The organism is Yersinia ruckeri ATCC 29473, from assembly GCF_000754815.1.
In the GTDB taxonomy this organism is placed as follows: domain Bacteria; phylum Pseudomonadota; class Gammaproteobacteria; order Enterobacterales; family Enterobacteriaceae; genus Yersinia; species Yersinia ruckeri.
Genome location: NZ_KN150747.1, coordinates 3,212,531 through 3,227,114 on the forward strand (window position 1 = coordinate 3,212,531; position 14,584 = coordinate 3,227,114).

The following is a 14,584-nucleotide window of genomic DNA, read 5'->3' on the forward strand; positions in this document are numbered from 1 at the left end:
TGCTTAGGGAATCTGTCTATTTATCTGGACGCTAATTTGCCCATTCCCACTGAACGCCTGTACTACACTTTCGCCAAACCAGTCACCGGGCTGGGGGTTTGCCGTACCGTCCAGCGATAAACGCACCCGAACTTTTATCTGGTGCAGGGTAGAAAGTAATGATTCCGGCATCATGGCATTGCTATCGTCCAGAGATAACGAGAGCGGGAATCGACTCAACGGCAGTTGTTTTACCGCTACCGGAACAGGATGAGTCCCATCGGTGACCGAAATAATTAATGTGCCCTGTTGCGGTAATTGTTTAGCCGCATCAGGAGACAATGAAACCGTGACTTCCAGTTTAGCTGTTTCCTGGCCTGCCTGTGATTTTGCCTGCTGAATACTGCGTTTTATCACTTCAGCACGGGAATCACCCGCAGGTAGTAATTTTAGCATAACTTCCCATGCACCAATGGCTTGTTTGAAATCTCCCTGCTCAAAGGCATTAAATGCCAACAGACTGAGTACCCGCGGGTTGCTGTGATCCTGCGCCACCATGCTACGCAGCATTTGGGTTGCCTGCTGATTATCCAGCGGATCGTTAGAACGCGTTAACACTTCGGCATAACCCAGTTTTACATCGAGATTATCGGGTGCCAATGAGTAAGCTTTAGCAAAAGCCTGCGTGGCCGTGGTGGCATTGTTGAGCGCTATACCCACTCGACCCAGCATCATCCAGTCATTAATGTTACGGTCATCCTGTTGCAAAGAGGTTCGCAGGCCTAATCCCAGACGCGCCACTTCTTCCATCGTCAGTGGATCTGCCCGCTCATTGGCCACTCTGGCACGCAATTCTGGCATTTGTACCTGCACTTCCCGCCACGCATGTAATTGAGTTAAACCGCCGGTTTTGACATAAAATCCTACTGCGACCAACACCAAAATCACCACGCCGGGTAACAAGCTCCAGCGGCTGATTGGAATAGCCTGCTCAGACGGTTGATCGGGAATATCCGTCAGCAAATTCTGTTGCAACTCTTTGATTAATTCAGGCCGCTCGGCGACAACGCCCTGAGCTTCATCTTCTGCCAGCTCGCTTAACCGATCCTGATAAAACGCCTTATTCAGATCGTCTCGGGTCGTTTTATGCTTATCATGAGATTGACGCATTGCAGGAACCACTAACAAAGCACCCGTTCCGGCCAGTGCAATGATGACTATCAGCCAAAATGCCATTATGGTTGTTTCCTGTTGATGTTTGCCAAATCGCCCTGCTCAGACTCACTTTCCGCCAGTAACGCCGCTAAACGCCGCCGTTCCTGTTCTGGCAATTCCTCATCATCGAGAATCTGATGACGCCGACGAGCACGTAAAATCACGACCGCCCCTCCAACCAGCACAAATAGCAGTGGGCCAACCCACAAAATGAGCGTTGCGGCTGTAACTGGCGGTTCATAGGTAACAAAGTTGCCGTAACGGGCGACCATATAGTCGATAATTTCTGGCTTGGTTTGCCCCTGTTGCATCAATTCATACACTTTACTGCGCATATCGGCGGCAATAATGGCGTTAGAATCGGCAATACTGTTGTTCTGGCATTTGGGGCAGCGCAGTTGCTCGGTCAATTCGCGGTATTGCTGCTCTTGTTCTACCGAACGGAATTGATAGGTATCAATGGTGGCAAAAGCGCCCCAGCTCAGCATCAGGCCGAGCATCAGACTGATGATTTTCATGCGCCCCCTTGATACTTTTTATACAGCGGCAGAATTTCCTGCTGCCAAACGCGATCGTTAAGATCGCCAGCGTGACGATAACGAATGATCCCTTGACCATCGATCAGGAAAGTTTCCGGTGCCCCGTACACGCCGAGATCCAGCCCCAACATGCCGTTACCGTCATACAAACTTAGCGCATAAGGGTTACCCAGCGAATTCAGCCAAGTCACCGCTTTGGCACGATCGTCTTTGTAGTTAAGTCCAACCACGCGGATACCTTGTGCCGCCAGCTTGTTCAGATATTCATGTTCAGCGCGGCAAGTTGGGCACCAGGTTGCCCACACGTTGAGCAGCATCGGTTTGCCATCGTGCAACACGGCCTGATCGTAGATTTTCCCGCTCTGATCCAACGATTCCAATTTAAACGTCGGCACCGGCTTACCGATTAACGCCGACTCCAGCATCGTGGGATCTTCGCCGCCAGCGTTGCGGCTCAACTGCACCAAAAATGCCACTGCCAGCAATAAGAACAGCACCAACGGAATAAACAATAATTTAGACTTCATTACTGTGCCTCTGGCGCGACGCCACGTTTTAGTTTTTTACTCATCCGATAGCGTGGATCCAGCATACACAGGATACCGCCAACGGCCATCAACACGCCGCCATACCAAATCCAACGAACAAAGGGTTTGTAGTACAGACGTACAGCCCATGAACCGTCTTCCAACTCTTCACCCAACGCCGCATACAGATCGCGAGTCAAACCACCATCAATCGCCGCTTCGGTCATCATGGAACGCGCGGTGGCGTAATAGCGTTTTTCCGCATGCAACGTGGCTTCAGGCTTACCGTTGCGCGTCACGTCGATAATCCCAACGCCACCGGTGTAATTTGGTCCTGTAATCTCATGAACATCGCGGAAAACAAAATGATAATCATGAATATCTATGCTATCTCCCGATTTCATGCGCACATCGCGTTCAACGCTATAATTCTGGCTAAATGCGATACCAATTACCGTCACCGCAACCCCCAGATGACCCAAAACCATTCCCCAATGACTGCGGGAAAGCTGAGTCAGGCCGCGCCAGAAACCGTGGCGATGAGTCGCTCGTTCGTGCAATTCCATCAATGTCAGAATAATGACCCAGAAAGCCATCATCAGGCCAACCACGGTCATTCCGGCTACGCTATCCTGCATCAGCCACGGAACCAGAATCGACAGCAATGTGGTCACCACTAAAGCAACGCCTAAACGACGCCACAACTTGCCTGGCTCATCCCGACGCCAGCGCACTAATGGACCCACCCCAAGTAATAACGCCAATGGAGCCATTAGCCAGGTAAACATGGTGTTGAAGAAAGGTTCGCCAATAGAAATACTGCCCAGCCCAAGCTGTTTATGCACCAATGGCAGCAAAGTCCCTAATAGCACCACCAGCATGGCTGCGATCAGTAATACGTTGTTTCCCAATAGGAATGTTTCGCGGGAAAAAACTTCATGCTGCGTCCGACTACGCACCTGCGCGCCTTTCACCGCATACAACAGTAAAGAACCGCCAATCACAATAACCAGATAGGCCAGAATAAACATGCCACGCGCCGGATCTGAAGCAAAGGAGTGTACGGAAACCAGTACCCCAGAACGCACCAGGAATGTTCCCATCAAACACAGGGAGAAAGCGGTGATAGCCAACAGCACCGTCCACGCCTTGAAAGTACCGCGTTTTTCCGTTACAGCCAGCGAGTGAATCAGCGCAGTCCCCGCCAACCACGGCATAAAGGAGGCATTTTCTACCGGATCCCAGAACCACCAGCCCCCCCAGCCCAATTCGTAATAAGCCCACGCCGATCCCAGAACAATCCCCATGGTCAGGAAGACCCAGGCCGCTTGTGTCCATGGTCGTGACCAACGCGCCCATGCGGTATCTAATCGCCCAGCCATCAGTGAGGCAATCGCAAAAGCAAAGGCGACGGAAAATCCGACATAGCCCATATACAATAACGGTGGATGGAATATCAGCCCAACATCTTGCAGTAACGGATTAAGATCATGACCTTCAATCGGAAAATCAGGCAACGTGCGAGTGAATGGATTGGACGTCATGATAATAAATAGCAGGAAACCGCCGGTGATCATTCCCAGTACGGAAAGCACTCGAGCCACGGCATCCTGCGGCATTTGGCGGCTGAATATTGCCACCGCCAATGACCAGCAGCTTAATAACAGCACCCACAGCAGTAATGAACCTTCGTGTGCGCCCCAGGTTGCTGCAATCCGGTAGTAAACCGGCAATTGGGTATTGGAGTTGGCAACCACATAAGAAACAGTGAAATCATTCACCACAAAGGCATAAACCAGACACAAAAACGACAGCGCTACCGCAAAAAACATGCCGTAAGTCAGTGGGCGGGCAACCGCCATCATGCGTTCATCTTCCCGCGCGGCACCCCACTGTGGATAAATACTCAGCAGCAGTGACACCGCCAATGCCAGGCATAACAGGAAATTACCAATTTCGGGCATCATGAGGCATTGCCCTCGATCTGGCCGTTGGCGTAAGCCGCCGCAGGACGAGTGTGATTCTCTTTCATCGCTTCAGCAACTTCCGGTGGCGTATATTTTTCATCGTGTTTGGCCAGAACTTCCTTTGCATCAACGCGATTGCCCTCAGCAAATACGCCTTGAGCCACCACGCCTTGCCCCTCGCGGAACAGATCCGGCAGAATGCCAGTATAGGTCACCTCAATCGCACCACGGGCATCATAAACTTTAAAGGTCATTTGCAGGCTTTGTGGATCGCGTTTTACCGAACCGGGCATCACCATCCCACCAATTCTTAGGCGTTGACCAATTTCGGGTTTTTCATGTTTATCCCCTTTACCCTGCAAAATTTCACTCGGGGTATAAAACAGATCGATATTGGCACGCAACGCGTAAAGTAGCAGCGTTGTCGTTAATCCAATCCCTATTAGCACCACCAAAGCCAGATAAAGACGGCTTTTTCGACGTGGATTCATCGTGATTTCTCCCGCAACTGTGTCTGACGAATACGTTGCTCACGCCCGCGTTGAAGGCGAATATCCGCCAATAATTGGCGTTTCATCCATAGGGTATGTACCCACAGACCCGCCAATGCCAATAAGGTGACCGCCACCGCCAGCCAGACATAGAAGGCGTAGCCGCCCATGGCGAAAAACTCCGCCCAGGAGTGAAATGCCGGTGTCATAAACGTGGCTCCTTACCGAGTAATGTGGTCACCCAGGGCCGATGACGTTCCTGATGTAAAATAAGATTACGCAGACGCATAAGTGTAAGCGTGGCGAAAAAGAACAGATAGCCGAAAATAGCCCAGCGTAGCGGCGTACGCATGGCGGGATAAATGGTTTGCTGCATATTGGTCGAACCTTGATGTAACGTATTCCACCACACTACCGAGAAATGGATGATGGGAATATTCACCACCCCCACCAGCACCAAAATGCCCGCAGCCCGCCCTGCCATTTTGCGATCTTCAAATGCGTGGTACAGCGCAATCACACCAATATAAAGGAATAACAGCACCAGTTCTGATGTCAGACGTGCATCCCATAGCCACCAGGTTCCCCACATCGGTTTACCCCAGGCAGAACCGGTTGCCAATGCAATAAAGGTAAATACAGCGCCGACGGGTGCCATGGCTGCTACCGCCAGATCTGACATTTTCATCTGCCAGACCAATCCAATAAAGGCGGCGATTGCCATCGACATATAAATACCCATCGACCAAATTGCCGCAGGCACATGCAGATACATAATTCTAAAACTGTTACCTTGCTGGTAATCCGCTGGCGCAAAACCAAAACCGCCTATCCAGCCAACGGTCAGACAAACAACCGCCGCGATGGCAAACCACGGAATAAAACGACCGCTGACCCGATACAATCTTTCAGGTTGAGCGAATTGATGAAACCATTTCCACATGTTGTCATTGCTCACTATAAAAATGACGGTAATCACCCTGGTCACTTTCTCGATAACCAAGCCAATAAGGGGTGCGACGCACAATCTGCTCTGAATGGCGTTGGCTGCCGCTCTCGAATAATCAATCCTGTTTTTTTAGCCGTATGCGTCACTGCAATGGCGGATTATCCACACTCTGGATGACCGGGTGGTTTAACTTAATGAATGCTGACTCTCAGTGCCGCCGCGGTGGCAAAAGGAGCCAGTGTTGCACTGCCCGCCAACATTGCGCCCAGAATCGCCAAATAACCGTCAATGGGCATTCCCATTGATGCGGCATCAATCGCCGCCGTAGCAAAAATCAATACCGGAATATATAAAGGCAAAACCAACAGGCTTAACAACACGCCACCTTTGCGCAATCCGACCGTTAATGCCACACCAATTGCGCCAATAAAACTCAGCGTTGGCGTTCCCAACAACAACGTCAAGGCCACGGCAAGGCCGGTATTGACGTCCAGTGACAACAACACGCCCACCAACGGCGATAAAATTAACAATGGCAAGCCGGTCAGCACCCAGTGAGCACACACTTTGCCTAACACCGTGAGCGGCAGTGGCGACGGCAACAACAGCAGTTGCTCCAACGAGCCATCGAGAAAATCATCCCGAAACAACCGCTCCAGCGATAATAACGAAGCCAACAACGCCGCCACCCAGACAATGCCCGGCGCAATGCGCGCTAATAACTGTGGCTCCGAACCAATCCCTAACGGAAACAGGGTAATTACGATCAGAAAAAACCACAGCGGATTGACAATTTCCGCGCCTTTTCTGAACGCAATTTTTAACTCCCGGCGTAATACGCTAAGAAACATCAGTCTTCCCTCATATTTGTCAGGCTGATTTTTCGTATTCCCTGACGCGCGCCGCCAAGCTCCTGATGAGTCGTCAACAGCACCATGCCTCCCGCGTTGGCGTGGCGTTCAAACAGCGCAATTAACTCACTGACGCCCTGCTTATCGATCGCCGTTAGCGGTTCGTCCAAAATCCACAGCGGAGATGAACTCAGCCACAAACGCGCCAATGCCACCCGCCGTTGCTGCCCAGCCGACAATTGGGCAACGGGCAGATCCTCATAACCTACCAGCCCGACATTTTCCAGCGCCTGCCAAATAGCAGCCTGATCAGCATTATTCTGAACGGATTGATAAAAAACCAGATTTTCAAATGGTGTCAGCACCGATTTGATCCCCGGCTGATGACCCAAAAAGAGCAAATCCTGATGATAACGAGCACGATCCCGGCGAGTATTGACGCCACGCCAGTGAATTTCGCCACTGTCAGCCTGCGCCAATCCGGCGAGAATCCGTAGTAAACTGGTTTTCCCTGCGCCGTTAGGCCCTTCAACCTGCACAATATCGCCCGGTTCGATAGAAAAACTAAGCTTCTGAAACAAGCTTCGCTCGTCGCGCACACAACTCAGGTTTTTGGCTTCCAACATGAAATTCGTCTTTTAACCACAAAATTTTCAACCAGCAGGAACCAGAATAATAACATAAGGCCTAACCCTTACGTAGCATGGGCCTATCCCTAAACCTACCCTTATAGAGTTAATATTCAGCATAAGATCAATATTCTGTAGAAAAAAACGCCAAAATGAACATCATCCATTTAATTTCGCAAAAATTCATTTTTCTTTCTCGTTGTTCACCATACAGAGTACAAAGTCAGTGATTCAGACGAACTTGCTCCGCCGTGAGGCTAAAAAGGTTGCTTGGGTATTTCAGGGAGATAATCAATATCAGATGAGGAGAGTGGATGCGGCCGGATTGACATGGTAATCAATTTGATAAACCTAAGTATTTTCAACCGCCATCCGGCACCAATCGAGTATAACGAAATTTATTTATTCTTTAACCGTACCTGCGCTACCCCGTTATCTCAACGGTGGGCGGTTTATTTTACTTTGCATATCGATGAATGAATAAGCGGAGATATAACAGTAATAGACGAAAAAATGCGGTAAAAATCAGATAACTTCGAGAAAAGTGATAAAAATAAAATCAGCCACCTCGCCAGAAACGTTATCGTTCACCTTGATCAAATTAAGTATTTTTAAGTGCGGACTGGATAAAAAACCAACAAACGCGCAGCTAACTGGTTATTTTCAGAGTAAAAATAGGTATAATCCTCGCAGTTTTACTCTCAACAGCTAAATGCGTTTATAAGTCCCCGTAGTTAAACGGATATAACAAGCCCCTCCTAAGGGCTAGTTACTGGTTCGATTCCAGTCGGGGACACCATTAACCATTCTCTACTACGCATTGCCCGATGCGATGAGCAACAGATTGTGTCTCCACATTCTTTTTATCTATTGTCATATCGTCGCTCATTGTTTGTATTTTAATGATGCCGTTATGTTTGACAATCAGCGCCATCGCATTACCCACCCTGACGTTATCATCCGTCGTGGCTCTATCTTGATTGTAATCGAAGACATTTTCTCCACCTTCGACGGCTTCACCGTGTCCACAATAGGTGAGTGAATAGAAATCAAAATGACTCTCCAGATAATTTACCAAACCTTGATTATCCGCTCTGGAATCTAATGGATCGTTCTTCAGTGAAGTCAGCGCCGAATGCGCATCAATAATAGACCGGACACCGTCACTACCCGTTTTCCAGTCAGAAGCATCGTTACCACTCTTCCCAGCATGATAGATAAATAAACTATTGCCTTTAACAGCATAAACCATAGTACACCCTGAAAGTTTCCCGCCATTAATCAGTAATGGATAACCTTCCTCTATTTTAGCAAGATTAATTTGACAGCCTATGGTGCCTCTTTCGCCATTATTAACGGTCAGTACATGCAAATTATTATCAAATTTCTGCTGATTATAATAATTGCCAAAAGGTAACCCTGGAATCAGCTCTGCTGATTGGGCATCGTCGCCCCTAAAGAAGTTCATCCCAAAGTCCGTGCTCTTCGTATCAAGCATGACTTTCTGCGTATTTTTATCCAGACAAACATAATTAATGCTAATAGGCATGTCGCTATTCCGCACATTCGACGAAATAATCCCTTGTCCAACCAACGGGGCAAGGTTTCCATTGGAAATAGCGCGCTTATCATTAATGAGTGTTAAGTTTTTTTCTGGTGCAGCCTGGTATACAATTTTATTGAATTTGGGGTCATTCCGAAAAGCCGAGGTAGCAGAAGCATTAGAGCCAATAACGACACTGCTTGACTTCACCAAATCTTGTAGTTTTTGAGATGGTTTAGTATTTGGCGACTTGTGGGTAAAACTGGCGGCCGAGTTAACAACGCGCCTCAGCACTTCCCCTAAGTGCTTTTTTTTACTAATGGTATGCTTTGCCAAGTTATCCTTTTGGGATATCACATATTTTTTGCATGAAAGAAGATTAAAACGCATCATTTTCCTAAAGTTTTGGTAAACAGAATTAACACCCTTAGCTAAAAAAAATTAACTAGGATTCTCTGTATCATCCATGCAATGTATGAAAACCATAGAAAAATGCTTTTAAAAAACGCTTATTAAGCCTTATCAATAAGGTATTATTCTAATATTTTGTCGTTATACCTTATTATTTTCACTGTGAGATTTAGCCATTCTTGCGGTAATTAATCATGTGGATGTAACAATGAGCCGGAGAAATTAGTGGCTACGGTTTGGCAAATCAATAACTGATTATGCCCTTCCTTGCGATGGAGAACTGTGCAAACAACGCGACAACATTTCGACATTTTCAGAACGTCAATGGCCGAAAATTAATGTTTTTATCTAATGGTTAAAGAAAATGGCCGATAAATCATAAAAACCGTCTGTTATCAGCCGTATCACGCTAAACCGCTGTTAATCAGCTTTTTTTACGAACTCTGATTTCAGCTTCATCGGGCCAAAGCCATCGATTTTACAATCGATATTGTGATCGCCTTCGACTAAACGAATACTTTTCACCTTGGTACCCATTTTCAGGGTTGAAGAACTGCCTTTCACCTTAAGATCTTTAACTACCGTAACCGCGTCGCCATCGGCCAGCAAATTACCGTTGGCATCACGCACCACCAAACCTTCTTCCTCTTCTGCCACATTGCCATTTTCAGACCATTCATGGCCGCACTCAGGGCAGTTAAACTGCTCACCATTCTGCCAGGTGAATTCGGAACTGCATTTTGGACAATTAGGTAATGTTGTCACTATAACCCCTTAATACGAAATAGAATAAATTTAAAAACACGTCAAATTAAAGGCTATAACCTTTATAAGTCGTTATTTTACACTTTTTATCCTATTGGAGACCAGCGAACTCACGAATAAACATCAATAAGAATGAGGACATCTGATTATCAAAGGAAAAAAAGATCAAAAAGGGCCACATAAGTGACCCGAAAATAGGATAAAAAATCACCGAAAAGCGAGATTGTAGGCTCAATATCCCTGTCTGGCGCGCCCCACCGCCTCGCCTAACTGCCATACCGCCATCGCATAATGGGTACTGTGGTTATAACGTGTGATGGTATAAAAATTAGGTAAACCGTACCAATACTGGTAACCCGTGCCAACATCAAGGCGCAGTAAGCTAGCCTCTTGGTAGCCTCCCAGAGACTCTTGAGGCTGTAGGCCAGCAGCCGCTAAGGTAGCCACCGAGTAACGGGTTTTAAACCCATTCTCTAACGAAGGAGCCTGCCCGCTAGCCTGAACCGCCACCTTGCCGCCTTTCTGCCAACCGTGGGCTTTAAAGTAGTTGGCTACACTGCCGATGGCATCAACCGGATCCCAAAGATTAGTGTGGCCGTTGCCATCAAAATCAACTGCATAGCTTTTGAATGAAGATGGCATAAACTGACCGTATCCCATGGCACCAGCGTAAGAACCTTTAAGAGACAATGGATCGTTGCCTTCTTTACGCGCCATCAGTAGGAAGGTTTCCAGTTCACCGCTGAAGAATTCGGCGCGGCGCGGGTAGCTAAATGACAGGGTAGCCAAGGCATCAATAATTCGGGTTTTACCCATTACGCGACCCCAACGGGTTTCAACGCCGATAATGCCAACAATAATCTCCGGTGGTACACCATAAACCTCATAGGCACGCTGTAATGCATCCTGATATTGATTCCAGAAAGCTACGCCATTCTGTAGGTTATCCGGTGTAATAAACTGGTTGCGGTAGCGATTCCAAGCTCCGTTGGGGCCGGAGGGAGGTCGGCTGCTCGGCGCTTGCTTATCCATTAAACGAATAACCCAATCCAATTGCTGGGCTTGAGCCAAAACATCATGCAATTGCTGGCGGTCAAAATCGTGCTGTTGCACCATCTTATCTACAAAACGGTTTGCTGCCGGGTTAGTGGCAAAATCACCACTTAACATATGGCCTGTATGTGCCGGTTCCAGAAGAAAGCCACCTTTCTGCGGCACTGCGGCTGAAGGGGTCGGTTGATTGCTACAGGCAGTCAGCAAAGTAAGCACAGGTAAAATAGCAGCCCAATAACGCATCAGTTATCCATACAGTCATATAAGAAAAAGTAACCACTATGGTAAGACATTGTCAGGCACGAACAAACAGGAATAATAGGGATATCAGCTAATCATGAATGAAATTATCTCTGGGGCAGAAAATCACTAAAAATAGCGTTACCGGTTAGGAGTTGTAGCATCTGGTCAGTCACTGCCTGATAATGTCATCCTTGGTACCCAGATTTTCTGGCCAAAGTTTTTCGTCCTTTGCGCCTATCACAGGAGTGCACGCCGTGTTCAGTTATCCAGCCAGCTATGTTTTTGATGAAGCCAGTGGTGAATATCAAATCCATTTTCGTGATTTTCCCGAAGTACAGTCAGTCACCTATTCCGTGGAGGATGTGGAGCTTGAAGCACAAGATAGCGTGAAAAGTGCCATTGCAATGGAAATGGAAGAACGTCGTCCGATCCCGGAACCCTCGGTATTACAAGCTGACGAGTTTGCCGTACACCTGCCGATGTTAGTCACACTGAAAGCAGAATTGCATAATGCCATGATCGCAACCGGTACGCGCAAAGCCGATTTGGCGCGTAAACTGGGCCTGAACGCCGCACAAATGGATCGATTGTTGGATGTGGATTATGCGTCGAAAGTAGAAGCGTTGGAACAAACGCTATTCCTGCTGGGATATGAAGCGCATGCCGTCGTGCGTAAGATTGACGTAGAAAATTAAATTGTCGGAGAATTAGCAGTAAATATCCCAACAAATTGTTATTAAGCGATAATTTATAACACCGTGATTCCTGTCACATTTCAATCTATCGACTGAGATTGTAGGTATGATAAACGTACAAATGTGATCTGGTGCATAAAAACACAGTATTGAACTACACCCCGAGATAGGATTACATTAGCGCGATCCTGCCGTAGTCGAGATAACAGACCGGTATTTTAGATAGCTATCAGGCGGGTAAACAGATCTCATAACGCTGTATTACTGATGTCAAATAGCGCCTTATCTCCATTTAATACTCGGCGCAACAAGTTGGATCATTGCTGGCGAGGTCGCGCCAAGGGGAGTTGTTCAGTGAAATATTTCTTTATGGGTATCTCTATCATGTTGGTAGTTTGGGTTGGCACCTTCATGTTAATGGTAGAATAACCTCCGCGATATTATTCCAGCATTAGAGGGCGCAAATGCGCCCTTTGTCATTTTATTTCCCTGGCATCATTCTACGCAGCGTATCATCACGGCGAATATAATGGTGGAACAGCGCTGCAAATGCATGTGCACCGATAACAAAATAGCCCAATGTAGCGATCAGTTCGTGTGTCTGCTTAATCAGCGAACGCGCCTGCACATTCGGCGTAACCCATTGTGGCACCTGCCAACCAAGGAAATACCAAGTTTTTCCGCCGTAAGCCTGTGCTAATACGCCTAAAACAGGTAGCGAAAGAAACATCAGATAAATAACCCAATGCAAGGTATGCGCCCCCATTGCCTGCCATTGCGGTAACGGCGGAGTTATGGCTGGCGTGGGATTTCTTTGCCGCAGCCAAAGTCGCACTAACATTAATCCCCAAACACTAAGACCAAAATTGAAATGCAAATTTTTTACCAACGTCCGATATTCATCTGGCACCGCATCACTGAGTAGAATCGCGGAATAAGTCAATATCACCATCAATAGCGTAAGCCAGTGCAGCGTAATTTGAGACAGGGTATAACGATTCCTCATTGCAGTTCTCCAGACTTCATTTAGCAAAAGTGGTTTAATGCAAAGTATGGCTCAACTTTGATGAAGATATCCTTAAAATCAGCATTAAGATTATTGAGAGTATTTTATATTCGGGATGAGCAAGCGGGTTGACCAGGCACCAAAAGCAACCTGGTCAGGATAAGATAAAGACTACTCGTTGGTGGTCGTCTTGGCTGGTTTTAATAATCCATCAGCACGAAACAGACTTTTAATTCCACGTATCGCCTGACGAATACGATCCTGATTTTCAATCAAAGCGAAACGCACATGAGTGTCGCCGTAGTCACCAAAACCAATACCCGGTGACACACAGACTTTTGCCTCTGCCAGCAGCCGTTTTGCAAACTCTAGCGAACCAAGATGGGCATAAGGTTCCGGAATTTTCGCCCAGACATACATCGACGCTTTCGGGTTTTCGACCATCCAACCCGCTTCATGCAAGCCTTTTACCAAGGTATTGCGGCGTTGACGATATTGTTCGGCAATATCTTTGACGCACTGCTGATCCCCTTCCAAAGCCGCAATTGCCGCAACCTGCAACGGTGTGAAAGTACCGTAATCGTGATAGCTTTTAATCCGCGCCAGCGCGTTCACCAATTCGGAATTACCGACCATAAAGCCGATACGCCAACCGGCCATATTATAGCTTTTCGACAAGGTGAAAAACTCCACCGCAATGTCCTTGGCACCCGGCACCTGCATGATCGACGGCGCTTTCCAGCCATCATAAACAATATCAGCATAGGCCAGATCGTGTACGACCAGCACATCGTATTGTTTGGCTAACTTCACAACCCGCTCAAAAAAGTCTAATTCAACGCACTGCGCCGTCGGGTTAGACGGGAAACCCAAGATCATCATTTTAGGTTTGGGAATCGTTTCGCGAATGGCTCTTTCCAATTCACCAAAGAAATCGATGCCAGCAATCAACGGCACCGAGCGTACCTGCGCACCAGCAATCACTGCACCATAAATATGAATAGGATAACTAGGGTTAGGCACTAGAACGGTATCACCATGATCCAACGTTGCCAGCATCAGATGCGCTAACCCTTCTTTAGAACCGATAGTGACGATGGCTTCACTTTCTGGGTCAATATCAACCTGATAGCGATCGGCGTACCAATGGGAAATAGCACGACGCAAACGCGGGATACCGCGAGAAGTTGAATAGCCGTGAGTGTCTTCACGTTGGGCAACACTGCACATTTTCTCTACGATATGCGGCGGCGTTGGCCCATCAGGGTTACCCATACTGAAATCAATAATATCCTCACCGCGACGACGGGCAGCCATCTTCAATTCGGAAGTAATATTAAAAACATAGGGAGGAAGACGATCAATTCGAGTAAAACGACGTTTAGAAGGTAATTCAGCCATAATTTCCTCAAGACTACGTAAGCGCCCGGACCGTCCGAGCGACGCTGACCACCACGGGTCTATTTAAGAACATATCCCAGCGTTGAAAACCTGTCGAGAGGCTAACGATATTATTTTACCTCAAGATAACAACCCGCCATTTAACACCGCGAATTTATCAGCCTTTAAGTTGCCCGTGCCGTCACGTTATTTCCTGCTGCATGGCGTCATCTTTTCACCATTAAAGAGGAAATTTATCTCTTACTTCATCTCTTTATTATTCTCTATTTTGACGAAACAATACGTACATAATTTTAACAAAATCGACATATTTTAGTTCT

General features: G+C 47.3%; 16 protein-coding genes and 1 tRNA gene. 3 read left to right on the forward strand and 14 right to left on the reverse strand.

Annotated elements, in window-relative coordinates:
- Nucleotides 1-3: 3 nt before the first annotated feature.
- The 9 genes from ccmI to ccmA all read right to left on the reverse strand — a co-directional run bounded on the left by ccmI (nt 4) and on the right by ccmA (nt 7,144).
- The gene (gene ccmI, locus DJ39_RS14440; RefSeq protein ID WP_004717912.1) at nt 4-1,215 is read right to left on the reverse strand and encodes a c-type cytochrome biogenesis protein CcmI; all 1,212 of its coding nucleotides are present in this window, start codon (nt 1,213-1,215) and stop codon (nt 4-6) included.
- Nucleotides 1,215-1,712, reverse strand: a complete 498-nt coding sequence (locus DJ39_RS14445; protein ID WP_038251504.1) for a cytochrome c-type biogenesis protein — start codon at nt 1,710-1,712, stop codon at nt 1,215-1,217. The genes ccmI and DJ39_RS14445 overlap by 1 nt, the downstream gene beginning before the upstream one ends.
- Nucleotides 1,709-2,260 carry a DsbE family thiol:disulfide interchange protein gene (locus tag DJ39_RS14450; protein ID WP_038245470.1) on the reverse strand — a complete coding sequence of 184 codons (552 nt, stop codon included), beginning with the start codon at nt 2,258-2,260 and terminating at the stop codon, nt 1,709-1,711. The genes DJ39_RS14445 and DJ39_RS14450 overlap by 4 nt, the downstream gene beginning before the upstream one ends.
- Entirely contained in the window at nt 2,260-4,227 is a 1,968-nt protein-coding gene (locus DJ39_RS14455) for a heme lyase CcmF/NrfE family subunit (protein WP_038245466.1), read from the reverse strand. The genes DJ39_RS14450 and DJ39_RS14455 overlap by 1 nt, the downstream gene beginning before the upstream one ends.
- Nucleotides 4,224-4,718 carry a cytochrome c maturation protein CcmE gene (gene ccmE / locus DJ39_RS14460; RefSeq protein WP_038245464.1) on the reverse strand — a complete coding sequence of 165 codons (495 nt, stop codon included), beginning with the start codon at nt 4,716-4,718 and terminating at the stop codon, nt 4,224-4,226. The genes DJ39_RS14455 and ccmE overlap by 4 nt, the downstream gene beginning before the upstream one ends.
- Complete coding sequence (gene ccmD, locus DJ39_RS14465) at nt 4,715-4,927, reverse strand: heme exporter protein CcmD (protein WP_038251506.1); 213 nt, start codon at nt 4,925-4,927, stop codon at nt 4,715-4,717. Before ccmD ends, ccmE begins: the two co-directional genes overlap by 4 nt.
- Nucleotides 4,924-5,661, reverse strand: coding sequence for a heme ABC transporter permease (locus DJ39_RS14470; RefSeq protein WP_038245459.1), 738 nt, complete (start codon nt 5,659-5,661; stop codon nt 4,924-4,926). Before DJ39_RS14470 ends, ccmD begins: the two co-directional genes overlap by 4 nt.
- A gap of 197 nt (nt 5,662-5,858) precedes the next feature.
- Entirely contained in the window at nt 5,859-6,518 is a 660-nt protein-coding gene (gene ccmB, locus DJ39_RS14475) for a heme exporter protein CcmB (RefSeq protein ID WP_004717916.1), read from the reverse strand.
- Nucleotides 6,518-7,144 carry a cytochrome c biogenesis heme-transporting ATPase CcmA gene (gene ccmA / locus DJ39_RS14480; RefSeq protein ID WP_038245451.1) on the reverse strand — a complete coding sequence of 209 codons (627 nt, stop codon included), beginning with the start codon at nt 7,142-7,144 and terminating at the stop codon, nt 6,518-6,520. The genes ccmB and ccmA overlap by 1 nt, the downstream gene beginning before the upstream one ends.
- A gap of 727 nt (nt 7,145-7,871) precedes the next feature.
- Between ccmA and DJ39_RS14485 the strand changes: the two genes are divergently transcribed.
- A tRNA-Arg gene (locus DJ39_RS14485) sits at nt 7,872-7,946 on the forward strand.
- On the opposite strand, the gene DJ39_RS14490 is transcribed toward DJ39_RS14485, so the two are convergent.
- The 3 genes from DJ39_RS14490 to mltB form a co-directional block, all read right to left on the reverse strand.
- Nucleotides 7,947-9,026: a cytotoxic necrotizing factor Rho-activating domain-containing protein gene (locus DJ39_RS14490; RefSeq protein WP_157836124.1), complete on the reverse strand. Its 1,080-nt coding sequence runs from the start codon at nt 9,024-9,026 to the stop codon at nt 7,947-7,949. It abuts the tRNA gene before it with no gap.
- A 495-nt stretch (nt 9,027-9,521) separates the two neighbouring features.
- Complete coding sequence (locus DJ39_RS14495) at nt 9,522-9,866, reverse strand: zinc ribbon domain-containing protein YjdM (protein ID WP_004717920.1); 345 nt, start codon at nt 9,864-9,866, stop codon at nt 9,522-9,524.
- Between the two features lie 231 nt (nt 9,867-10,097).
- On the reverse strand, nt 10,098-11,162 hold the full coding sequence (mltB, locus tag DJ39_RS14500; RefSeq protein ID WP_004717921.1) for a lytic murein transglycosylase B: 1,065 nt from the start codon (nt 11,160-11,162) through the stop codon (nt 10,098-10,100).
- A gap of 254 nt (nt 11,163-11,416) precedes the next feature.
- On the opposite strand from mltB, the gene DJ39_RS14505 reads away from it, so the two are divergent.
- Together DJ39_RS14505 and ypdK are read left to right on the forward strand one after the other, a co-directional pair.
- Nucleotides 11,417-11,857 (forward strand): type II toxin-antitoxin system HicB family antitoxin, encoded by a 441-nt coding sequence (locus tag DJ39_RS14505; protein ID WP_004717922.1) that lies wholly within the window; start codon nt 11,417-11,419, stop codon nt 11,855-11,857.
- 354 nt (nt 11,858-12,211) lie between these two features.
- The gene (ypdK, locus tag DJ39_RS18035) at nt 12,212-12,286 is read left to right on the forward strand and encodes a membrane protein YpdK (protein ID WP_099511620.1); all 75 of its coding nucleotides are present in this window, start codon (nt 12,212-12,214) and stop codon (nt 12,284-12,286) included.
- Between the two features lie 52 nt (nt 12,287-12,338).
- Here ypdK and DJ39_RS14510 read toward each other — a convergent pair whose 3' ends face one another.
- Together DJ39_RS14510 and alaC are read right to left on the reverse strand one after the other, a co-directional pair.
- Nucleotides 12,339-12,863 carry a cytochrome b gene (locus DJ39_RS14510; RefSeq protein WP_004717924.1) on the reverse strand — a complete coding sequence of 175 codons (525 nt, stop codon included), beginning with the start codon at nt 12,861-12,863 and terminating at the stop codon, nt 12,339-12,341.
- 171 nt (nt 12,864-13,034) lie between these two features.
- Nucleotides 13,035-14,264, reverse strand: coding sequence for an alanine transaminase (alaC, locus tag DJ39_RS14515; protein WP_004717925.1), 1,230 nt, complete (start codon nt 14,262-14,264; stop codon nt 13,035-13,037).
- Nucleotides 14,265-14,584 lie beyond the last annotated feature (320 nt).